This is a genomic window from Pseudomonas sp. ANT_J28 (assembly GCF_008370005.1).
Taxonomy (GTDB): Bacteria; Pseudomonadota; Gammaproteobacteria; order Pseudomonadales; family Pseudomonadaceae; genus Aquipseudomonas; species Aquipseudomonas frigoris.
The window spans coordinates 1-22,425 of the sequence record NZ_VOBM01000021.1 but is presented as its reverse complement, the minus strand read 5'-3'; the positions used below and the strand labels follow the sequence as shown (position 1 = coordinate 22,425).

Below are 22,425 nucleotides of genomic sequence, written 5' to 3'. Positions count from 1 at the left end.
GCAGCGACCCGGTTTTGGAGGGGGCGGGGCTTAGAAATCCCGCTTGTAGAAGATATCCAGCGAACTGGCCACGCCGCCCGCCGCTTCGAGGTAGACCTTCTTGCTCAGCTTGTAACGCAAGGCAATGGTGTTGGCCGGCTCGAACACGCCAACGCCATAACGCAGGCTGAGTTTCTCGGAGATATTGCCGCTGGCCACCACGCTCGTTGCATTGCCGCTGCCTTGGGTGTCGAGCTGGAAGTCCTGAATGCCCAGGTCCTTGGCCAAGCCGCTGGTCACACCGGAACTGCCCATCAAGCCCAACCCGAGCGCCGCTTGAGCCAGCATATTGTTGTCCTCACCGCTGGTGCTCAGCGGACGCCCCAGCACCAGATAGGACAACGCCTGTTCCTGGCTCATCGCCGGCTCGGAAAAGATCTGGGTCGTCGGCTGCTCGGCGCTGCCGCTCAGGCGAATGCCGGCGATCACGTCGTCGGTCTGGCGAATCGCTTCGATGTCCAGATACGGCTGGTCAATTGGGCCGGCAAACAACAAGCGCGCCCGGCGCACGGTCAATCGCTGACCGTAGGCGCGATAACGCCCATCGTTGAGCCAGAGCTCGCCGCGGGTGTCCATGTTGTCGCCGATGTGGACATGACCTTGCAGGTTGGCGGTCAGGCCAAACCCGGCAAAGCTGAGTTTGTCCTGCCCGACGACGACATCGATGTCCATCGCCATGGCCATCGGCGGTTTGCCCTCTTCGGTCTGCTGGCCGACGATCACCGTGTCACCGGACACCTTGACCGTCGACGGCGGCAACTCGCGCACGGTGATCTTGCCTTTTGGCACCAACACCTTGCCGGTGATCGCCAGTTTGTCGTCCTTCATCGAAATCTTCAGGTCCGGCGCTATTTCCAGCTTGGCGTACGGCTCGACGGTGACGGGCAATTGCGTGCCTTTGAGCGCCAAGTCCACCACCAACGCCTGACCCCAAGCGATGTTGCCGCTCAAGGTGCCCTGCCCGGTCTTGCCACTTTTCCAGCCGCCGTTCAACTGCACGGTTTCGCCGGCAATCACGGCTTGAAGTTGCAGCGCTTCAAGGTCCATCGGCAGTTCAGGCCCGGAAATCTCGCCGTCGCTGAGCAGCAGATTGCCGTTGACCTGCGGCGCCAGCAGCGTACCTGCGAGCGTGCCACTGCCATTCAAGCGTCCGGTCAGTTTCTCGACCATCGGCACAAACGGCCGCGCTACCGACAGGTCCAGTCCCTTCAAACGGAATGAGCCGGTCAGTGGCTTGTCCTTCGGTAACGGATTGATCTGCGCCTGGAGCATAAGCTCACCGAGCTTGCCGCCGACGAAGTTGAGGTCAGTGTCGATGCGCTTGGGCGTGAGTTTGCTGTTGAGTTTCAGGCTCTGGTACGGGAAGTCCAGCCACTGGTCCTTCTCCTTGATGCGCAACGTGCCGCCGCTGGCATCGACGCTGATCTGGCCGTTCGGGCCGCTGGCCGGCAGGTCCAATTGCAGGTCGGCGTTGAGCCGGCCTTTCCAGGCGAAATCCTTGGGCAACCACTGCGCCAGGCTGTCTATCGGGAACTGTTTGAGGTGATAACGCAGCTTTGGCTCAGGCATCAGGCGCTGATCCTCACCGCACAGGCTGGCCGGGCCGGACGTCCAGCAGTGGGCGCCAAAATTGATCTTGCCGTCCGCCAGCCGTTCAAGCTTCGCCGGACCTTGCAGCTTCCAGTCTTGACCGCCGGCCTGGATATCGCCGCTGGCCAGGCGCCCACGCCAATTGCCGTTGTCCAGATTGCCGTCGAGGCCGAGCGCGAGCTTCAGCTTCGGTCCTTGCAGGTCGAGGGTGAGTTTCTGGTTTTTGATATCGCCCTGGCCGCTGGCGGTCAGCGTCCCCAGTGACGTCTCACCGGCCTGAATGCCGCTCCCTTTGAGGTCGATTTTGGCCCGTTGCGCGCTGTCTAGGGTGGCGTCCAGATTCAGGCTTTGCAGGCGATTGTCTTCGAAGGCCAGCTGCGTGCCTTGAAGCCCGAGCTTGCCTTGCGGGGCCTTGAGTGTCCCGGCGACATCGACGCGACCATTGAGCTGGCCGCGCAGTTGCGGCCACAGCTGGGCCAGGTGCGGCAGCTTGATATCGATCTGACCGGCGAGCTTCTGTTGCAGGCTGCCCTTGCCGTTGATGCTGTTGTCGCCGAGGCGAATTTGCAGCGTGTTGAGGTTCCATTGCTCGCCGCCGCCATCGGCTTTGGCTTGGATCACTGCCGGTTGGCCGCGCAGTTTGCCTTTCAAGTCCAGATCAGCGGTCAGGCTGAGTTTTTCATGCTTCATCTCGCCTTTGCTGCGCAACGGTCCGGCCAGCGTGCCCGGCAACTCCGCGACCCAGTACGCAGGGTTGATCGCCGACAGATCCAGCGCCGTGTCCCAGGCAATTCCGTCGGCGAATTGCAGGTTCAGATGCCCTTCGGCCTTGCCCTGCCCGGCTTCGAGTTGAATTTGTTGCAGGTAGATTTTTGTCAGGTCGCCGCTGAACGGGCTGGTCAAGCTGAATGCCCCGGCCGGGCCGTCGAGTGCGGCGTTGAAGTGACCCATGTACTTGCCGTCGGTGTAGGAGACTTCACCGTTGAAGCTGCGCAACGCCACTTCTGGCTCGTCGATCAGCGGATAGAGGCGATGCCAGGGGAAATCCAGCCAATCGATTTTCGCATCAGCGCTCAGGCCTTTGCTCCAGTCGAGGTTGCCGGTGAGTTTGAGGCGTTGCTTGTCGTTGGCCGTGAGGTCCAACCCGGCGATCTGAGCGCCGTTGGCGTCGACCTTGCCTTGCAACAACAGCGCGACCGGGCCAAGTTCTGCCGGCAACGTGGCTTTGCCGAGCAATTGGTAACCGTTTTTCAGGTCGCCGTCGCCGGTGAGTTCCAGTTGATTGAGTTGCAGGGTGTCCGGCAGATCGGCGCTGGGCTTGAAGCCGTCAGCGGTGATCCGCACCTTGGCCGGCAGGTTTTCCACCAGCGGTTGCAGTTCGCCGGTCAATTGCCCGTTGAGGTAACCGCTGCTGTCGGCTTTCAGGTTCAGGGTTTTCAGCAGGTCGCCGTCGACCTTCAGGGCCAGCGTCCAAGGCCCGGTGCCGGGGGTTGGCAGGGTCAGTTTGCCTTCCGCCTTGAGCGGCCAGTTACCGCTGGGTTGCAGCAGGCCTGAAAGATTCAGACTCAGGTCATCCCTTTGCAAATGAACGGAATCGATCTGCAAGCCGTTGGCCGTCCAGTGCGCCGCCAGTTGCAAACCCTTGAGTTCTTCGCTGCCGTTGAACAGCAGGCTGCCGACCTGGACATCGCCCAGCTCGATGGCCAAGGGCAGTTTCAAATCCGGGAGACTGATCGGCCCGCTGCTTTCTTCTTGCGTGCCTGGCGGGAATTGCAGGCTGACCTGATCGGCCTTCAACTGCTCGATGCACAGGGTCATGCGCGTCAGGCACAACGGCGACCAGGCGAAAATCACCTTGTTCAGCTCAACCCGACTGCTGTCCTGCTGCCACAGCACATGGTCGGCACTCCACTGTCCGCCCAAACGACCCTGGAAATTCTCGATGGTCAAACCGGGCACAAACCCCAGCGCCCAGCGACTGCCCGTTGCCGTACCCAGCACCGTGGCCATGGTCAGGACGACCAGCATCAGCAGCGCCAGAATCACCGACAGCGTTATTTTCAAACCACGATTCACAGCTCAGGCCCCATGGAAAAGTGCAGTCGAATGCCGCCGTCGTCGTCCATCGCATGGGCCAGGTCGAGGCGTATCGGCCCTACCGGCGAAACCCAGCGCACACCGATACCGACGCCGGTCTTGAGGTTTGGCAGTTCGAGGGTATTGAAGGAGTTGCCTTGGTCGATGAAGGTCGCGACCCGCCATTTTTCGGCGATGGAGTACTGATACTCAACGCTGCCGGCAACCATGTAGCGGCCACCGATGCGGTCGCCCTCGGAGTTTTCAGGGGACAGGCTCTGATAGTCGTAACCGCGCACGCTCTGATCGCCACCGGCGAAGAAGCGCAGCGACGGCGGCACCGATTGGTAGCCATTGGTGGCACTGCCGCCGACCTGCACCCGCCCGAGGAAGCGGTGTTTGTCGAAGACCGTGGTCAAGCCTTTCACCAGCGCGGTGCCGTAGACCAGGTTGGTGTCCGAGCCCAAACCTTCTTTGGCCACTTTAGTCGCGAATTCCAGGCGATAACCGTTGTGCGGGTCGATGCGGTTATCACTTTTAAGGTAGGAATAGCTGACGCCAGGCATCAGCAACGTGCTGAGCCCCGAGTCGTCGCCGAGCCTGTATTCCTCGCGCTGCCATTTGAGCGACACCACCCGCTGCCAACCACTGGGCAGCTTGCTGTGCCACTCCGGGCCGAGGGTCAGCAGTTTGCTGAGGGAGTCCTTGTCGGCGATTTCTTCGTTCTGATAACCGCCGGCGAACCGTAGCTTGTCGGTCAGCGGCGGGTCCAGGGGAATGTCGTAGAACACACCGACGTTCTGCCGGGGCGCCGAAACTTCGGTCTCCCAGCCATAGCTGTGCCCCTGAGGGTTGACCCAGTGCCGGGTCCAGTTGGCCTTGATCCGTGGGCCGACGTCGGTGGAATAGCCCAGCCCCAGGCCCATGGTCCGTGGTTTGCGCGTTTCGAGTTTGACGTCCACCGGGATCACGTCGTTCTTGGATGCCGTCGGTGCCGCATCCACCCGCACGCTTTCGAAATAGCCACTCGATTGCATGGCTTGATTGAGCTCGGCAATCAGTTCGGAGTCATAAGGCGCGCCCGCCTTGAATGGCACCATACGCCGCAGCAGGTCTTCGTCGAACGGCGTGTCACCTTCGAAACTGACCTTGCCCAGTGAATAGCGTGGGCCGCTGTTATAGATCAGTTCGATGTCGGCAACGCCGGCTCGCGGGTCGACCGACAATTTCTGGCTGCTGAAGTAACCGCTGAAAAAACCGTAGCGCGAGGCCTGATTCTGAATCAGGCGCTTGGCGTCTTCGTAATGGCCATGGTTGAGCACGGCGCCGGTTTTCAGCGCATTGCTTTTGGGTACACGGAAGGATTTGAGGGAGGCGGCCGGGCCGTCGATGCGAATAGTGACGTTGCGCAAATGCACCGGCTCGCCGGGATCGATGTTCAGCACCAGGCGAGGCGTCTTGCCGCCCTTCACATCCGTGTCGATCTGCGGCTGGTAGTAACCCAAGGCCTGGGCGGCCTTGCGCGCCTGTTCTTCGGCGCCACGACTGAAGCGCAGCAAGGCTTCCTCGTCACGATCGCCGAGGCTGCCGATATAGCCCTCTATATTGGCTTTCAGTTCATCGTTGGACGGTTTGATCCGAACATCCAATTCACTTTGCGCCAGCGCCGCGCAGCTGGTAATCAGCATCAGCACGCCGCTGGTAATTCTTCCTGGAAACTTCATAGGCGCGGATGCTATCACGAGCTTGGGAGCGTGATAGAGCCTGGCGTGCGGTGAAAGTTCTACCTTTATGCCGTTGCTGTTTGTAACACCTGCGGATTGGCGTGGAAAAACACGTGCTCGCGAATCGGTCCTACAGCAACCTCACCGATTTCCTCATAGCCCTGGCGCTTATAGAACTCCAGATAGCGAGGATTCCCGGTATCGAGGATCACGCCCTCGGAGTGCTCATCCACCGCACACCAGTTGTGCACCGCTTGCAGCAATTGTTCGCCGAAGTGCTTGCCCTGAAATTGCGGATGAACCCCCAGCAACGGCAGCAGGTGCACCGAGTCGGACGGCACGCAAGCCATCACGGCATCGTGATACTCGAGATAGCGTCGGGTGCAGCGAAACCCGGTGCTGAGCACCATGCGCAGACGCCAGGCCCAACTTTCAGTGATGCCCAGGCGACGTTGCGGCGGCGCGATCAACGCGATGCCGATCAACCGGTCGTTGACCAGCAGGCCGATGGCCGGCAAGTCCTGAAGAAAGTGTTGTTTTACCAGTTCGCGCACGGTGGCCCGGACCCGCTGTTCATAACCGGAACGCTCCGCTTCGAACAGGTAGCCGAACGTCGGCTCATGCCGGTAAGCCTGGTACAGCAACGAACGTGCTTCGCGTGAATAGCCGCTGTCGAGCATGTGAATATCGGCGATGACGGTCGAGGTTTCGGGCATAACGGTATTTCTCCCCGGGGCACAGCTCAAATGACTGCGCTCTTATTGGTACGAGCCTTTGGGTGGTAATACAGTTCCCCCACAGGTATAGACCAAGGCTGGATCTTCATCGACTGGACTGGCCTCTTCGCGGGCAAGCCACGCTCCCACAGGTTTTGTGGCGTACACAAATTTTGTGTTCGCTCGAGAACCCTGTGGGAGCGGGCTTGCTCGCGAAGAGGCCGGACCGGACGACTCAACCCTTACTGACAAACACGAATGCCCTCACCCCACACTGGCCCCATTCCTACATGTCAGCTAGCATCGCCCTTTTGCCAGGACTGCCGACCATGAAGATCGTCTCCTTCAACATCAACGGGCTGCGCGCTCGCCCCCATCAGCTGGCGGCGCTGATCGAAAAGCATCAGCCAGACGTGATCGGACTGCAGGAAACCAAGGTTCACGACGACCAATTCCCGCTGGCCGAGGTTCAGGCGCTGGGTTATCACGTGTATTTCCACGGTCAAAAAGGTCATTACGGCGTGGCCCTGCTCTCGCGCCAGGAACCTATCGCGCTGCACAAAGGTTTCGCCACCGATGAAGAAGACGCTCAGCGCCGCTTCATCTGGGGCACGTTCGCCGACGCCAATGGCGTGCCAGTGACCATCATGAATGGCTATTTCCCACAGGGCGAAAGCCGCGATCACCCGACCAAGTTCCCGGCCAAGGAACGCTTTTACAACGATCTGCAGCAATTGCTGGAAAGCCAGTTCAGCAACGATCAGCCGCTGGTGGTAATGGGCGACGTGAACATTTCCCCGGAAGACCGCGACATCGGTATCGGCCCGGACAACATGAAACGCTGGCTGAAAACCGGTAAATGCAGCTTCCTGCCGGAAGAACGCGAGTGGATGGCCCGCTTGAAGAACTGGGGCATGGTGGACAGCTTCCGTCACTTGAACCCGCAGGTGACCGACCGTTTCAGCTGGTTCGACTACCGCAGCCGCGGTTTTGAGGATGAGCCCAAGCGTGGGCTGCGGATTGACTTGATCATGGCGTCCCACGGGTTGTTGCCACGGGTGAAGGATGCGGGTGTGGATTACGAATTGCGCGGGATGGAAAAGCCGTCGGATCACGCGCCGATCTGGCTTGAGCTGAGCTAAAAGCAAAAGACCTGTCATCTTTCAGAAACCTGGCTGACTTATTCTCCCGGCACTTCCTTTGGCTTATAAGGGTGCCGGCATGACGCTGCGCGTGTTGTTCCTGTTGATGCTGTGCGCCTGCCTGCCGATGACGACTTCGGCTGGCGCGTTGCCGACGCCCGAGTCTGGCCCGGTGCTGCGCATCCAGGGTTCCAACACCATTGGCGCGGCATTGGGCCCGGCGCTGGTTGAGGGATTGATGCGCGAACAGGGCCTGCTCAAGATTCACAGCGAGGCCCCGGACAAAGCCAACGAACTGCGCGTCATCGGCGAAACCGTTCAGGGCCGCCGGGTCGCGGTGGACATCGCGGCCCACGGTTCCAGCACCGGTTTCACCGCCCTGAAAACCGCCACCGCCGACCTCGCCGCCTCCTCGCGCCCGATCAAGGACAGCGAACGGGCAGACCTTGCACGCTTGGGCGACTTTAAAAGTGCTGGCGCCGAGCAGGTTATCGCCATCGACGGCCTGGCGATCATCCTTCATCCGCAAAATCCGTTGAGTGAACTGAACATCGAACAACTGGCGCGAATCTTCAGCGGCGAGGCAAAAACCTGGGAAGAACTCGGCGGCACCGGTGGGACGATTCATCTCTATGCGCGGGATGACCAATCGGGCACCTACGATACGTTCAAGGAATTGGTCCTCAGCCGCCGTGGGAAAACGCTGAGCAGCGCGGCGAAACGGTTCGAATCCAGCGAGCAATTGTCCGACGCGGTCAGCCTCGACCCGCTAGGTATCGGCTTCATCGGCCTGCCTTACGTGCGTCAGGCCAAAGCCGTAGCGATTGCCGATGGCCAATCCCAAGCCATGCTGCCGCTCAACAGCCTGATTGCCACGGAAGACTATCCCTTGTCCCGGCGGCTGTTCTTTTACCTGCCGCCCAATGGAAAAAACCACTGGGCCGAAGCACTGGTGGCGTTCGCCCAAAGCAGCAAGGGTCAGGCGATCGTCGCGGCCAATGGTTTTATCGCCCAGACCGTCCAGGCCATGACGGTCACGCCGAATGCATTGATGCCGGAGGGTTATCAGGCACTCAGCCGTCACGCCCAGCGCCTGACGGTGAATTTCCGTTTCGAAGAAGGCAGTGCGACGCTGGACAATAAGGCCCGGCAGGACCTGTCGCGGGTACTCGACTATATAAAGCAGCGCGAGAAAACCAATCGGCAGGTGACGTTGGTGGGGTTTGGCGACGCCAAAAGTGATCCGGCGCGGGCCGATCTGCTGTCGAAACTGCGTGCCATGGCGGTGCGGCGGGAACTGGTGAAAAGCGGTGTGGTGTTTCGCGAGATTCGTGGTTTTGGCGCCGAGATGCCAGTGGCGGCCAATAGCGCGGATGAGGGGCGAATCAAGAATCGGCGGGTTGAGGTGTGGGTGTATTGACGGTGTGTGTGTGTAGCAGCTGTCGAGGCTGCGTTCGGCTGCGAAGCAGTCGTAAAATCAGACGATGCGGTGTTTCAGGGAGACCGCATATATAGGCTTTACGACTGCTGCGCAGCCGAACGCAGCCTCGCAAGCTCGACAGCTGCTACAGGGTGCAAATCAGCCCAGCAGCTTCTGCAACTGCGCCGTGGTATCCACCGCGCCCATCGTCTTGGCGGCATCCAGCGCAGAGACGCCATTGGCATCCTTGGCTTTCGGGTCGGCGCCTTTGCTGATCAGGTAGTCGACGATTTCGACGCGATTGAACATCGCCGCCATCATCAGCGCAGTGCGACCATCGAAGGACGAACCCTCCACTTGCGCGCCGCCTTCAACCAGTGCCTTGACCACCGCCAGATCACCCTTGAACGCCGCGCCGGCAATCGGGCTCTGGCCGTTGTCGTTGCGGATTTCCGGGTCGGCCTTGTGTTCGAGCAGGACTTTTACCGTCTCCACATGGCCGTGGTACGCAGCCAGCATCAGCAAGGTGTCGCCCTTGTGGTTACGCAGGTTCGGCGGCAGGCCCTTGGTCAACAGCGCAGCCATCATGGCCGCATCGCCCTCGCGCGCTTTGTTGAATACCTGTTCGGCAAATTCAGCGGCTTCTTCGGGGGTCATCTGGCGGCTTTGGTCTGACATTGGGCACTCCACGTTCGGTTATTCGCAAAGCCGACAGTTTCCCGAGCAGCCCCGAGGCTGTCACTTCTTTTTTCTCATGAAAGGCCATAGGCACATTCAATAGCGCTGCATTCAATAACGAAAAGCGCCGCCGTGAATATCCGCCAGCAACTGCGGAGTGACCTGCACGTAAGTCTGGGTCCCCGGCAGCCAGGCGTAGATCGGATCATCGCCGGTTTTGCCGGGGTCGAAGGCTTCGTCCTTGAGGCGGGTCTTCTGGTATTTGAAGGTGCCGGTGGTCTCCATTTTCACTTTCACTCGCAGGAACAACGGCACCGCATAGGCGGGCATTTGCTCCCGGGCGAAGGCCAGCAGTTCACTGAAGTCCAGGGTCGCCAGGGACTCCGCTGGCGTAATCGCCGCCATCCCCGCACGCCCGTTGGTGTTGCGGATTTCCACGCCGTAGGCCACGGCTTCGGAAATATTCGGGTGTTGCAAAAGGATGTTTTCGACTTCGGTGGTCGAGACGTTTTCGCCCTTCCAGCGGTAGGTATCACCCAAACGGTCAACAAACTGCGCGTGACCAAAACCGATGTTGCGCAGCAGGTCACCGGTATTGAAGTAACGGTCGCCCTTCTCGAACACGTCGTGCAGCACAACCTTTTCAGTCTTCTGCGGATCGGTGTAGCCGTCCAGCGGTGCCTTGTCGTCGATTTTCGCCAGCAACAGCCCCTGCTCGCCTTTGGCGACTTTGCGCATGAAGCCCTTGGCATCCCGAGTCGGCGCGCCGCTGTCGTGGTCGTACGCCGCCAACTCCCATGACATCAGGGAAAAACCGACGGTGTTATCAAAGTTGAGGATGTTGGTGAAGCCGATGTTGCCGTCGCTGGCGGCGTATAGCTCGCAGATGTGATTCACCGCAAATCGTGTCTTGAACTCGCCCCACGCGCCGGGGCGCAGGCCATTGCCGATCATCTTCGTCACGCGGTGCTTGCTGTCGTCGGCACTGGGCGGTTGATCCACCAGGTAGCGGCACAGTTCGCCGACGTAACCGAGGGTGGTCGCGCGGTACTTGCGCACATCGTTCCAGAATTGACTGGCGCTGAACTTGCGGCGAATGGCAAAGCCCGAGGCGCCACTGATCGCCGAGCCCCAGCATACGCACAGCCCAGTGGCGTGATAGAGCGGCAAGGTGCAATAGACGACATCCTCCGGGCGCATATCCAAGGCGATCATCCCGAAGCTTGCGGAGCTGCGCATCCAGCGTCCGTGCTTGAACACCCCGGCCTTGGGCAAGCCGGTGGTGCCTGAGGTGTAGATATAGAAACAAGGGTCGTCGAAAAAAACCTGCTGACTGCTGGCGGGGTTGGCGCTGGAGCTGTCGGCACTGGCTGTCATCAGGTTGATGAACCCGTCGGGCGCAATGCCCGGATGGCTGAAGGTGTCTTGATCAGCGACGAACCAGATGCGCGCCGCCTCGATCGACACCCGTTCGCGAACTGCCGAAAACGCCGGCACCAGCTCTTCTCCGACAATGATCGCCGCAGGTGCCACCAGGTTCAGGCTGTGAGCCAGGGTATCGCGGATTTGCGAGGTATTGAGCAAGGCACTGATCGCGCCGACCTTGGCCACCGCCAGAATCGTTACCAGCAGCTCCGGGCGATTCTCGATAAAGACCGCCACCGCATCGCCCTTGCGGATGCCTTGGGCAATCAGATGATGGGCAATGCGATTGGCCCATTGGTTGACCTGAAAATAAGTCAGCGCTACCTCGCCCTGCAGCAATGCCGGGCCATCGGGATTGCGCAACGTCGCTTGCTCGAAGCTCCAGCCCAGGCCACACGGTTGGGTCGGGTCCTTGACGTTGGCGGCTTTAATGCCCTTCACCACGCGAGGAATGGCTTTGGCAATGGAAGGCAGCTTGCGGAGCATCATGCTCCACGTAATCGTGTCGTTCGGCGTGCGGCTCATGGTTGCTCCCGGTCGATCTTTTTATTGTTCGGGCGGCGTTGATTGAGGCCGAAAATACGTCAGCGGTTCCTGACCTGTACACGCGGTTTTTGAAATGATTTGTATCCACGTCTGCGGTACTTGAAATCGTGAGCTTGCGCCGGGCAATTGGTTCCATCGAATCGATGTCGACCACGCAAAATGCAGGATGCACGATGGCCATTCATGCAGATTGCACGAAATCCAAAAATCAATAGAAAATTAACTTATTGATTTATAACGCTTTTTAAAAATTAAGGTGCTGGCACAATCACTGCAACTACCTCTGCATGCTTGCCATTCAAGAGCTAACGGAGCTGATAGACATGAACCTGATCCAAGAAAAATTTTCGTCCCTGTTCTCCAACTTCGAAGTGGCCACCCAGCCACGTCCTGACGGTGGCATTCTGCTGACCTTGAGCAGCACCGACGGCAAAGTCTTCAAACGCTCGATTTCCTACCAGCAATTGCATGCGGGTGATCAGCTTTCCTGGGTGATCAGTGCAATTCGCCGTGACATCGCCGAACAGGCCAGCGAACTGCCGCAGATTTCCATGCTGCAAAGCCAGCAGCGGTTTGCCCTGCCGACGTATCACTCGGTTTAAACCGTTCCAGAGCTGTAAACAAACAGGCCGTGAGACTTTCGCTTCACGGCCTGTTTTGTTTCTGGAATCACGCAATCCCCTGTGGGAGCGGGCTTGCTCGCGAATGCGGTGTGTCAGACAGCGTCAATGTTGAATGGCACACCGCATTCGCGAGCAAGCCCGCTCCCACAGGTTATGTGCGTCGTGGCTTAAAACGCGGCAGGATCGATCCGCGCAAAACTTTCGACGGTCACATGCCCCGCCAACTCCCCGCCCTCTCGGGCCAGCCCGCACGTAGCCATTCCCGCCGTGTGCGCCGCGTCCAGTTCCTCGACGATGTCGGACAGAAACAGGATCTGCGAAGCGTCCAGGCCAATAGCCTGGGTAATGCGCTCGTAGGACTGCGCTTCACGCTTGGGCCCCGGGGTGGTGTCGAAATAGCCACTGAACAGTGGTGACAGATCCCCCGCTTGCGAGCAGCCAAAGATCAGCTTTTGAGCCTGGATCGAACCGGACGAATAAACAAACAGTTTGAAGCCTTCCTGATGCCAGCGTTTGAGCGCTTCAACGGCGTCCGGGTAAATGTGGCCTTTCAACTCCCCAGCCTGATAGCCCTGCTCCCAGACCATGCCTTGCAACGCTTTCAGCGGCGTGGCTTTGCGGTCTTCGGCGATCCAGCTCAGAAGTATGTCGATCACCCGCTCGACGTCGGCGCTCGGCTCGTTGGTATCCCGGCGAACGGCGGCCAGTTGCTCGGCAACATCCGTACGCTCGGCGTGCTGGCGAACAAAATCCGGCAAGTGTTTGGCGGCGTAGGGAAACAGCACGTCGAACACAAAACTCACCGCGCTCGTAGTGCCTTCGATGTCGGTGAGAATCGCTTTGATCGGCATCGCCTCAGTCCTCAAGACGCGGGAAGCGACTGGCGATGTCTTCGCCGGTGAAATTGGCCACCCAGCCGTCAGGGTTGTTGAACAGACGGATCGCGACGAAATGCGGATGCTCGCCCATGTCGAACCAGTGCGGGGTGCCGGCCGGCACCGAGATCAGGTCGTTTTTCTCGCACAGCACCGCGTAGACGTAATCGTCGATGTGCAGGGTGAACAAGCCCCGGCCGGCGACGAAAATTCGTACTTCGTCTTCGCCATGGCGATGTTCGTCGAGAAACCTGGCGCGCAATTCGGCTTTTTGCGGGTGATCGCTGTTCAGGCTGATGACGTCGACGGTGATGTAACCGCGTTCGGTCATCAGCTTGTCGATTTGCTCCTGATACGCGGCGATCACTTCTTCCTGACTGGCGCCGGGCTGGATTTTCGCAGTGGCTTGCCAGCGGTCGAAACGCACGCCCTGCTCGGCCAGGGTCGAGGCGATGTCTTCGAAATGCGTCAGCACCTTGTTTGGCAAGTCAGGGCTTGAGACGTGGTAAACGGACAGGCTGCTCATCAGGGCAACTCCTTAACGGTTCATGCTTTATGGTTCGAGAGCGAGCGCGTCTTCAACTCGCACTCGAACAAAAATTCAAAGGCCTCGATCTGCCGCAGTGCATCGCTCATGCGCGCGCCCCAGGTGTAGAGACCGTGGCCGCGGATCAGGTAACCGACGCAATCGGGATGGGCCTGGAGCCAAGGCTGCACCTTGGCGGCGAGGCGTGCAATGTCTTGATCGTTGTCGAAAATCGGCACACGTACCCGGGACTCGTGGGTCGACACACCGCTGAAGGCTTTTTGCAGTTCGTAGTCTTCGAACTCGATGAAGTCTTGCGGCGTCAGGCGCGACAGCACCGTGGCGTTCACCGAATGCGTGTGCAGCACCGCGCCGATCTCCGAACGCCAGTTGTAGAGCTGGGTGTGCAGCAAGGTTTCGGCGGACGGTTTTTTGCCCGGCTCCAGGCTGTTGCCGGACAGATCGGTCGCCAGCACATCGTCGGGGCCAAGTTGGCCTTTGTGCTTGCCGGACACCGTCAGCAGCGCTTCAGTCGGCGACAGCCGCGTCGAGTAGTTACTGCTGGTGGCCGGCGACCAGCCGCGGCCATACAGAAAACGCCCGGCATCGATGATTTCCTGGACGAGTTGCTCACGGGTGAGGCTCATGGCCTGTCCTCTTGCATACGTGTCGCAATGATAACGGCAGCCGCCAGGGCTGCGAGACTGGCAATACTAAAGGTCAATGTGGCGCCGAGGGCATTCCAGCTATAGCCGGAATACAACGCGCCCAGTGCGCCGCCGGTGCCGGCCAGTGCGGCGTACAACGCCTGGCCCTGCCCTTGTTGGCGCGCGCCGAAGCTACGTTGCACGAACTGGATGGCAGCCGCGTGAAAGCTGCCGAATGTCGCCGCGTGCAGTACCTGGGCAAACAACAGCACCCAAAGGAACTCAGCGAACGAACCGAGCAACAACCAACGCAACGCCGCCAGCAGAAAACTCGCCAGCAACACCCGACGCACAGAGAAACGCGCGAGGATTTTGCTCATGGCCAGAAACATCAAGACTTCGGCGACCACGCCGACCGCCCAGAGCACGCCGATCAGCCCACGGCTGTAGCCGAGTCGCTCCAGGTGCAAGGTCAGAAAGGTGTAATAAGGACCGTGGCTCATCTGCATCAGCGCCACGCAACCGTAAAACGCCAACACCCCGGGACTGCGCAACTGCTTGAGAAAACCGTCCCCCGCCGGTCGTTCACCCTGGACGGGTTGAGCGTTAGGCACCCACAGGCTGCTGACGACAATGCCGGCCATGATCAGCACCAACGCCACCGGGTAAATATCGAGACTGAGCCACTCGAACAACCGGCCAAGCGCGACCACGGTGATGATGAAACCGATGGAACCCCACAGGCGGATCTGACTGTAACGGTTAGTCTGGCCCTGCAAGTGCGCCAACGTGATGACTTCGAACTGCGGCAACACCGCGTGCCAGAAGAACGCGTGCAGGGCCATGACCATTGCCAGCCAGGCGTAAGTTTTGCTGACGAAGATCAGCGAGAACGTCAGTAACGTACAGACCGCACCGAAGCGCACGATGGCCAGGCGTCGGCCGGTGTAATCACCGAGCCAGCCCCAGATGTTCGGCGCCACGCAGCGCATCAGCATCGGGATCGCCACCAGCTCGCCGATGCGCGCGCTGGAGAACCCCAGGTGATCGAAGTACAGCGCCAGGAACGGCGCTGTCGAACCGAGCAAGGCGAAATAGAACAGATAGAAACTGGAGAGCCGCCAGTAGGGGAGCGCCGCCACTGCCGTCAGACCGCAGCGGCGTTGAGGTCAGCCATTAAAGCTGACCCAGCACCGGCGTGCTCACGCGCACGTCGGCGTTCTGCCCGCGATGACGCAACAGGTGATCCATCAGCACGATGGCCATCATCGCTTCGGCAATCGGCGTGGCGCGGATGCCAACGCACGGGTCATGACGCCCCTTGGTGACAACTTCCACCGGGTTGCCATGGATGTCGATGGAACGGCCCGGCGTGGTGATGCTCGAGGTTGGCTTGAGCGCCAGGTGCGCGACGATCGGCTGCCCCGACGAAATGCCACCTAAAATGCCGCCCGCGTTGTTGCTGAGGAAACCTTGCGGGGTCATTTCATCGCGGTGTTCGGTGCCGCGCTGGGCAACGCTGGCGAAACCGGCGCCGATTTCCACGCCTTTGACCGCGTTGATGCTCATCAGCGCGTGAGCGAGTTCGGCATCGAGACGGTCGAAGATCGGCTCGCCGAGGCCCGGCATTACGCCTTCAGCGACTACGGTGATCTTCGCGCCAACCGAATCCTGGTCGCGGCGCAACTGGTCCATGTAGGCCTCCAGCTCCGGGACCTTGTCCGGATCAGGGCTGAAGAAAGCGTTCTCCTCCACCGAATCCCAGGTCTTGAACGGGATTTCGATCGGGCCGAGCTGGCTCATGTAGCCACGAATGACGATGCCCTGAGTGGCCAGGTATTTTTTCGCAATCGCTCCGGCGGCCACGCGCATGGCCGTTTCACGGGCCGAGCTGCGACCGCCGCCACGGTAATCGCGCTCGCCATATTTGTGGTGATAGGTGTAGTCGGCGTGGGCCGGGCGGAACAGGTCCTTGATCGCCGAGTAGTCCTTGGACTTCTGGTCGGTGTTGCGGATCAACAAGCCGATGGCGCAACCGGTGGTGCGTCCTTCGAACACGCCGGAGAGGATTTCGACTTCGTCGGCTTCCTGGCGCTGGGTGGTGTGGCGGCTGGTGCCGGGTTTGCGGCGATCCAGGTCACGCTGCAGATCCTCCAGAGAGATCTCCAGGCCCGGCGGGCAGCCGTCGACAATGGCGACCAACGCCGGACCATGGCTTTCGCCTGCGGTGGTGACAGTGAACAGCTTGCCGTAGGTATTGCCGGACATGCAGGACGCTCCGTGAATTCGAACCAAATACGTAATGCGCGCCAGTATACGCAGGCTACCCAACTAGTTCATCCTCGAACCTTATGGGTGCCTGCGAGTCCAACCGGCATCTTGTTCATGATGGCGTGATGATGCTGCGAGTTATAGCCTTGAGCCTTACCCTGATTACCGGCTTTGTACAGGCCACTGTCCTGCAACGCCCGATTACTTTGGACACCGGCACCGGCGAGCTTTTCGGCTCGTTATTGCTGCCAAAGTCCGACACCCCGGTACCGGTTGTCCTGATTATTTCTGGCTCCGGTCCTACAGATCGTGACGGAAACAACCCCGACGGCGGACGCAACGACAGCCTCAAGCGTCTCGCTTGGGTACTGGCCAAACACAACATCGCCAGCGTGCGTTATGACAAACGCGGCGTGGCGGCGAGCCTTGCGGCGACCCCGGATGAACGCAATCTGTCGGTTGAAGCCTACGTGGCCGACGCCGAGGCCTGGGGCCGCAAGCTCAAATCCGACCCGCGCTTTGGCCAACTGATTCTGCTGGGCCACAGCGAAGGCGCCTTGATCGCCAGCCTCGCGGCGCCGAGCCTGAATGCCGCCGCAGTCATCTCCATGTCTGGCAGCGCCCGGCCGATCGATCAAGTACTGCGCCAACAATTGAGCAATCGCCTGCCGCCACCGCTGATGCTGCGCAGCAATGAATTGCTCGACAGCCTCAAGGCCGGCCACACCGACGACAACGTGCCGCCGCAGTTGCAGGTGATTTTCCGCCCAAGCGTGCAGCCGTATCTGATTTCATTGTTCCGCCAGGACCCGGCGGCGGCGTTTGCCAAGTTGAAGATGCCGGCGCTGATCATCCAGGGCAGCAATGACATCCAGGTCGGTGTCGGTGACGCCAAGCTGTTGAAGGCCGCCAAACCGGACGCCGAGCTGGCGCTGATCGAAGGCATGAACCACGTCATGCGCATCGTGACCAACGATGTAAAACGGCAATTGGCCTCTTACAAAGATCCGCAATTGCCACTGGCGGCTGAACTCGGCACGCGAATCCTCGGGTTTATTGACGGACTTCGCACCCGTTAAGCGGTGCTAGGGGGCGTTCTCAACTGGTTTTCACGCCGCGTTGTCGCCTTAAAGCGGGCCAGGCAAGGCGCAGGCCGCTGGTAATGGTTGTTCCCTTTCCAAGGCCTGCAACGCAGGCTGGCCCGCTTTAAGGCACAACCCGAAGGGCCGGGTCTGCTGTTGTGCAGGGCTGCGTTGCTCAAAGCTTATTTGGAATGACCAAACCACGCTTCTCGCGCCTTGCCCTGCACAACAGCAGACCCGGCGCGGCGTGAAAACCAGTTGAGAACGCCCCCTGGCCCTCCAGTCCTGAAAAAAACGGCCGATAAGCCTTTGTCGCCAGCGCTATGACTGGCGGCAAGCAGAGCTTGGACAGGATCTCGCCGTTATGACTGATACCCAGACTTCACCCGACACCACTGCTGAAAAAGACGCACCACCAGTAGTCGAGCTGCCGTGGGCGGACGTCCACGCCGAGCACCACAAGATGCTCCGTCTGGCGCCATTGCAAACCGACCGCAACACCGGTGGACGGCCGCTGCGCTTTGTTGAATTCGGTTACGCCGAGCGCAACAACAAGGAACACAGCCTGATGCGCATGAGCATTTCGCTGCCCGGCCAGCGCGTGCGCAAGGAACAGAATCATCTTGACGTGTGGGTCGATCACGCCACCAAGCGCGTGCATTTCGGGCCTGACAGCGGTTTGCAGATCGAACCGATGAATCGTGGCATCGGTCGCTTCATGGCCGCTCAGGGCATTACCTGGGCGAAAAAGAAATGGCCCGGCTACACCGTCGACGGCACAGACCTGAAAAACAAGGATGCGCTGAACGAAGACACTCGCCTGCGCCGCGATCACTTTTTGCGGATGCACGGTTTCGATGTGATCTACGCCGACGCCCAGCATTTGAAGGGCAGCGTCAAAGAAGTGCAAGTCGGCGACCTGTTGGGTGACTGGAGTACGGAAAAACTGCAGGTCGTGGAAATTCTTGAGGCGGCGCAGATGCTCCAGCAAGCCGAGCAAAATCTGGCCGAGCAGGAAGTCAAACTCAAGAAACACGAAGAAAAAGTCAGCAAGTACAAGCGCGAAGACGCCGGGCTGCGCTTTATCATTACCTGCCTGGTGGCGTTTGCGGTGTTTCAGGCTGGATTGCTGATCTGGATTGCCACGCACCGCTGATCGCGCAGATCTGATCGTTCCCACGCTCGTGGGAACGATCATTGCGGGGTCAGACGCGGGAAGCGAACAGCGCCTGATGATCACGGCACTGTTCCGCCGTCAGCATGAATACACCATGCCCGCCGCGCTCGAAATCAAGCCAGGCGAAGTCGACTTCCGGGTACAGTGCCTCGACATGAATCTGGCTGTTGCCCACTTCGACAATCAGCAAACCTTTCTCGGTCAGGTGATCCGCCGCTTCGGCAAGCATGCGACGCACCAGGTTCAAACCATCATCACCGCAGGCCAGGCCCAACTCCGGTTCGTGCTGGTATTCGTCCGGCATGTCGGCGAAATCTTCCGCATCGACGTAAGGCGGGTTCGACACGATCAGGTCAAAACGCTGACCCGGCAAACCATCGAATCCGTCGCCCTGCACCGTGTACACCCGCTCATCGACGCCATGACGCTCGATGTTCTGGTTGGCCACTTCCAGTGCTTCGAACGACAGGTCGGCCAGCACCACTTCGGCGTTCTGGAACTCGTAGGCACAGGCGATACCGATGCAGCCGGAACCGGTGCACAGGTCGAGAATCCGCGCAGGTTCGGCGCCCAGCCACGGCTCGAAACGTTTTTCGATCAGCTCGCCAATCGGCGAACGCGGGATCAATACGCGCTCATCAACAATGAACGACATGCCACAGAACCACGCTTCACCCAACAGGTAGGCGGTAGGAATGCGTTCTTCGATACGGCGCTTGAGCAAGCGTTGCAGGTTGACCAACTCGTCTTCTTCAAGATTGCAGTCGAGGTAGCTGTCGGCGATTTCCCACGGCAAGTGCAAGGCACCCAATACCAACTGACGGGCTTCGTCCCAGGCGTTGTCGGTCCCATGGCCGAAAAACAGATCCTCCCCATGGAAGCGGCTGACGGCCCAACGGATATGGTCACGCAGGGTACGAAGTCGGGAAGTGATCACGGGGCAAACTCCAAAAAAAACGACTGGCGATTCTAACAGCCAAAACGCGTCTCGACGACGCGGGAAAACCACCAGGGCAAATGTAGGACTATTCTATTTTTTCGACTGGCTATTGAACAAAACGCGCCTATTGACAAGGCTGCGAGCCAGCAAAGACGGCGCCTACGATGGTAGCGATTCACAGAAGCGCTCAGCCAGAGGACAATGTCGCAAAAGCCCCACTCGAAGGAGCCCCAGAATGTCCGTTCCAAAAACGATGTTTCAACTCAGCGGCCGCGGTTATGCAGCTGCCGTTCTGAGCCATGCGACCCTTGTCATCATCGATGCCCAGAAAGAATACCTCAGCGGCCCGTTGGCCTTGAGTGGCATGGATGCTGCCGTCGCGAACATCAAGCAACTGGTGGCCGCTGCCCGTGCAGCCGGCCGGCCGATCGTCCATGTCCGCCACCTCGGGACCGTCGGTGGGCTGTTCGATCCACAAGGCGAACGCGGTGAGTTCATCCCGGGCCTGGAACCACAGGGCGACGAAACCATCATCGGCAAATTGCTGCCGAGCGCGTTCCACGGCACCGAACTGCTGGAACGCCTGCAGAATCTCGGTTCGCTGGACCTGATCGTATGCGGTTTCATGAGCCACTCCAGCGTCAGCACCACGGTGCGCGCCGCGAAGAACCTGGGCTTTCGTTGCACGCTGGTGGAAGACGCCTGCGCGACTCGCGACCTGCCTTACAAGGGCGGCGTATTGAGCGCAGACCACGTTCAGCAGACTGAAATGGCGATCATGGCGGACAACTTTGCCACCCTCGCACTGACTCACGAACTGATCTGATCGACGCTCGATGAGCGGTCCATGCCGCCGCTCATCCGCAAAAATCTATCATTTGCTGTAATTGTTTTAGCCTCAGGAACATCCCGGTCAACTCCCGGTCGAAGGGCCGATACCCATTGAGGAAGGTCGGAATGAAGTTATCCGATGGTTTTGACGCTCGCCGCTTGCGGCCCAAAGGCCAACGCAACTGGCGTTTTCGAATCGGCGCGGCATTTGCTGCCTTGCTGTCGATGTGCGGTGTGTTGCTGGTGATGGCCGGTGCCGCCAGCCTGCTTGGCCACGCACCCGCCCTGGGCGAGTTGAATACCAACCGGGTCGGTTCGGCAGTGATTCTGGCGATTGGCCTGTTCGTGCTGTACCTCGGCGTGTGGCTGTGGCGTCGCTGCCGTCGCCGCTCGCGGCAGTCGCAAGAGCTGAACATCTCCCCGCATTTGATGAAAAAGCACGACTGAGCCGAGCGTTGCGCGTTTTCTCGCGCCCCATTCGCCTCGAGTTGGGTAAACTGGCCGCCCTTCGCGGAGGCTGACATGCAAGACGACGATTTTTCCCTGTTCAAAAGCGCGATCCAAGGCGTCAAGCCGATCAAACACGATCGCGCCGAAACCGGCAAACCCAAAGCTGACCGCGCGCAAATCGCCAAGTTGCGTCAGGCCGCCACCGTGCGCACCGATGCCACCACCGTTGACGGGCTGTCCGATCAGTTCGTCATCGATGTTGGCCCGGAAGACGAGCTGATGTGGGCGCGTGACGGTGTTCAGGAAAGCCAGATGCGCAAGCTCAAGATCGGACAGATTCCGTTCGAAGGCAGCCTCGACCTCCACGGCATGAGCGTGGAAAAGGCTCGGGAAACCCTCTGGGCGTTTCTGGCCGAAGCGACCAAATTCGAAATCCGCTGCGTGCGCGTCACCCACGGCAAGGCTGTGCGACTGGACGGCAAGCGACCGATGATCAAAAGCCACGTCAACACCTGGCTGCGCCAACATTCACAAGTGCTCGGCTTCACCTCGTGCCAAGCGAAACACGGCGGCGCCGGAGCGGTTTATGTGATGCTCAAACGGACCATGATGGAAGGTCGCGACGAATAAAGCTGTCGCCTAGCAAATTATCGGGATAACGATTTGCAATGATATGGGAGCTCCCGTAATACTCCGCAAATGGAATTTAATAAACGACTCAAAGCAGCCCGCCAACACGCCAAGCTCAATCAGACCGAGCTTGCCGCGCGCGCAGGCCTGACGCAAACCTCTATCTCCGACCTTGAGCGCGGGAAATCGAAGGCAACAGCCTTTGCTGCCCAGATCGCTTCAGCGTGTGGCGTTTCACCGATGTGGCTGGCTGAAGGGGTCGGTGACATGCTTAAAGGGGTGTCTGATGCTGCTCCGTTGAAGCGCACCCCTCCAAGCGTTTCAATGTCAGACATCCAGCCTTGGGACGACAGCACGCCCCTGGATGACGATGAGGTTTATGTCCCCTTCCTGCGTGAAGTTGAACTGGCGGCCGGCTCAGGCCGTTTCGTGATCTCAGAAAGCGACAGCGCCAAGCTGCGTTTCTTCAAGAAAGACCTGCGTCACAACAACGTGCAATTCAGCAACGCCAGGTGCGTGGTGGTGAGCGGAAACAGCATGCTCCCGGTACTGCGCGACGGCGCTACCGTTGGCATGAACGTCGGAAAGAACTCGTTGGGCGACATCGTCGACGGCGACATGTACGCGATCAACCACAACGGCCAGCTCCGCGTGAAACAGGTCTACCGGCTGCCCGGTGGGATCCGCCTACGCAGTTTCAACCGTGACGAGCATCCGGACGAGGACTACACGTTCGCCCAGATTCAGGAGCAGCAGATTGCAATCCTGGGTCATGTCTTTTGGTGGGCGATGTATTCGCGGTGAACTGAGTTGCAGTGATTCGGGAGTGTCCAGTGCCATGACGTGCAATACGGCAAATTGACGCCCACCCAAGGGAAGCCCGCCAAGCGCGCAATGCTGTTCACTTAAGGATTGTTGACTAATCCTCAGGCAGCAGGAAAATCCGGAATCTGATAAGGATTCCGGATTTTTTATGTCTGTTGCTCAGGATTTAAGCGCGGTTTTGGATTTTGCTGA

Annotated in this window: 20 protein-coding genes; 9 read left to right on the top strand and 11 right to left on the bottom strand. The window is 59.6% G+C overall.

The genetic code is table 11. The features are described 5' to 3' along the window. Positions 1-30 precede the first annotated feature (30 nt). The 3 genes from FQ187_RS16195 to FQ187_RS16185 all read right to left on the bottom strand — a co-directional run bounded on the left by FQ187_RS16195 (position 31) and on the right by FQ187_RS16185 (position 6,145). The gene (locus FQ187_RS16195) at positions 31-3,705 is read right to left on the bottom strand and encodes a translocation/assembly module TamB domain-containing protein (protein WP_149630276.1); all 3,675 of its coding nucleotides are present in this window, start codon (positions 3,703-3,705) and stop codon (positions 31-33) included. Beyond that, positions 3,702-5,429: an autotransporter assembly complex family protein gene (locus FQ187_RS16190; protein WP_149630275.1), complete on the bottom strand. Its 1,728-nt coding sequence runs from the start codon at positions 5,427-5,429 to the stop codon at positions 3,702-3,704. The genes FQ187_RS16195 and FQ187_RS16190 overlap by 4 nt, the downstream gene beginning before the upstream one ends. 65 nt (positions 5,430-5,494) lie before the next feature. Then, positions 5,495-6,145, bottom strand: a complete 651-nt coding sequence (locus FQ187_RS16185) for an N-acetyltransferase (protein WP_149630274.1) — start codon at positions 6,143-6,145, stop codon at positions 5,495-5,497. A gap of 329 nt (positions 6,146-6,474) precedes the next feature. Here FQ187_RS16185 and xthA point away from each other — a divergent pair, with 329 nt between their 5' ends. Continuing rightward, positions 6,475-7,287 carry an exodeoxyribonuclease III gene (xthA, locus tag FQ187_RS16180; protein ID WP_149630273.1) on the top strand — a complete coding sequence of 271 codons (813 nt, stop codon included), beginning with the start codon at positions 6,475-6,477 and terminating at the stop codon, positions 7,285-7,287. A 79-nt stretch (positions 7,288-7,366) separates the two neighbouring features. Beyond that, a complete protein-coding gene (locus FQ187_RS16175) occupies positions 7,367-8,707 on the top strand; it encodes a substrate-binding domain-containing protein (protein WP_149630272.1) in 1,341 nt (446 codons plus the stop codon). A gap of 159 nt (positions 8,708-8,866) precedes the next feature. On the opposite strand, the gene FQ187_RS16170 is transcribed toward FQ187_RS16175, so the two are convergent. Beyond that, positions 8,867-9,385 (bottom strand): ankyrin repeat domain-containing protein, encoded by a 519-nt coding sequence (locus FQ187_RS16170; RefSeq protein ID WP_123366263.1) that lies wholly within the window; start codon positions 9,383-9,385, stop codon positions 8,867-8,869. A 111-nt stretch (positions 9,386-9,496) separates the two neighbouring features. Then, on the bottom strand, positions 9,497-11,335 hold the full coding sequence (locus tag FQ187_RS16165) for a long-chain-acyl-CoA synthetase (RefSeq protein ID WP_149630271.1): 1,839 nt from the start codon (positions 11,333-11,335) through the stop codon (positions 9,497-9,499). Positions 11,336-11,679: 344 nt separating this feature from the next. Between FQ187_RS16165 and FQ187_RS16160 the strand changes: the two genes are divergently transcribed. Continuing rightward, a complete protein-coding gene (locus tag FQ187_RS16160; protein ID WP_149630270.1) occupies positions 11,680-11,958 on the top strand; it encodes a DUF3509 domain-containing protein in 279 nt (92 codons plus the stop codon). 188 nt (positions 11,959-12,146) lie between these two features. Here the strand turns inward: FQ187_RS16160 and mtnC are convergent, their stop codons facing one another. Genes mtnC through aroC form a run of 5 tightly spaced genes read right to left on the bottom strand, consistent with a single transcriptional unit; the run spans position 12,147 to position 16,295 of the window. Further along, positions 12,147-12,830, bottom strand: a complete 684-nt coding sequence (gene mtnC, locus FQ187_RS16150) for an acireductone synthase (protein ID WP_149630269.1) — start codon at positions 12,828-12,830, stop codon at positions 12,147-12,149. Positions 12,831-12,834: 4 nt separating this feature from the next. Then, positions 12,835-13,380 carry an acireductone dioxygenase gene (locus FQ187_RS16145; protein ID WP_149630268.1) on the bottom strand — a complete coding sequence of 182 codons (546 nt, stop codon included), beginning with the start codon at positions 13,378-13,380 and terminating at the stop codon, positions 12,835-12,837. A 20-nt stretch (positions 13,381-13,400) separates the two neighbouring features. Next, positions 13,401-14,027, bottom strand: a complete 627-nt coding sequence (locus FQ187_RS16140; RefSeq protein WP_149630267.1) for a methylthioribulose 1-phosphate dehydratase — start codon at positions 14,025-14,027, stop codon at positions 13,401-13,403. Further along, positions 14,024-15,169, bottom strand: coding sequence for an MFS transporter (locus tag FQ187_RS16135; protein ID WP_149630266.1), 1,146 nt, complete (start codon positions 15,167-15,169; stop codon positions 14,024-14,026). The genes FQ187_RS16140 and FQ187_RS16135 overlap by 4 nt, the downstream gene beginning before the upstream one ends. A 34-nt stretch (positions 15,170-15,203) precedes the next feature. Further along, complete coding sequence (gene aroC / locus FQ187_RS16130) at positions 15,204-16,295, bottom strand: chorismate synthase (protein WP_149630265.1); 1,092 nt, start codon at positions 16,293-16,295, stop codon at positions 15,204-15,206. An 83-nt stretch (positions 16,296-16,378) separates the two neighbouring features. On the opposite strand from aroC, the gene FQ187_RS16125 reads away from it, so the two are divergent. Both FQ187_RS16125 and FQ187_RS16120 read left to right on the top strand, forming a co-directional pair. Further along, complete coding sequence (locus FQ187_RS16125) at positions 16,379-17,377, top strand: alpha/beta hydrolase (protein WP_149630264.1); 999 nt, start codon at positions 16,379-16,381, stop codon at positions 17,375-17,377. A gap of 367 nt (positions 17,378-17,744) precedes the next feature. After that, on the top strand, positions 17,745-18,536 hold the full coding sequence (locus tag FQ187_RS16120; protein WP_149630263.1) for a hypothetical protein: 792 nt from the start codon (positions 17,745-17,747) through the stop codon (positions 18,534-18,536). 49 nt (positions 18,537-18,585) lie between these two features. On the opposite strand, the gene prmB is transcribed toward FQ187_RS16120, so the two are convergent. Further along, positions 18,586-19,494: a 50S ribosomal protein L3 N(5)-glutamine methyltransferase gene (gene prmB, locus FQ187_RS16115; protein ID WP_149630262.1), complete on the bottom strand. Its 909-nt coding sequence runs from the start codon at positions 19,492-19,494 to the stop codon at positions 18,586-18,588. A 238-nt stretch (positions 19,495-19,732) separates the two neighbouring features. Here prmB and FQ187_RS16110 point away from each other — a divergent pair, with 238 nt between their 5' ends. The 4 genes from FQ187_RS16110 (at position 19,733) to FQ187_RS16095 (ending at position 22,212) form a co-directional block, all read left to right on the top strand. Next, positions 19,733-20,323 carry a cysteine hydrolase family protein gene (locus FQ187_RS16110; protein ID WP_008146122.1) on the top strand — a complete coding sequence of 197 codons (591 nt, stop codon included), beginning with the start codon at positions 19,733-19,735 and terminating at the stop codon, positions 20,321-20,323. Between the two features lie 131 nt (positions 20,324-20,454). After that, complete coding sequence (locus tag FQ187_RS16105) at positions 20,455-20,775, top strand: hypothetical protein (RefSeq protein ID WP_129436945.1); 321 nt, start codon at positions 20,455-20,457, stop codon at positions 20,773-20,775. A 75-nt stretch (positions 20,776-20,850) separates the two neighbouring features. After that, a complete protein-coding gene (locus FQ187_RS16100; RefSeq protein ID WP_008146127.1) occupies positions 20,851-21,408 on the top strand; it encodes a Smr/MutS family protein in 558 nt (185 codons plus the stop codon). Between the two features lie 69 nt (positions 21,409-21,477). Further along, positions 21,478-22,212 carry a helix-turn-helix transcriptional regulator gene (locus FQ187_RS16095; RefSeq protein ID WP_149630261.1) on the top strand — a complete coding sequence of 245 codons (735 nt, stop codon included), beginning with the start codon at positions 21,478-21,480 and terminating at the stop codon, positions 22,210-22,212. The last annotated feature ends 213 nt before the right edge of the window (positions 22,213-22,425 follow it).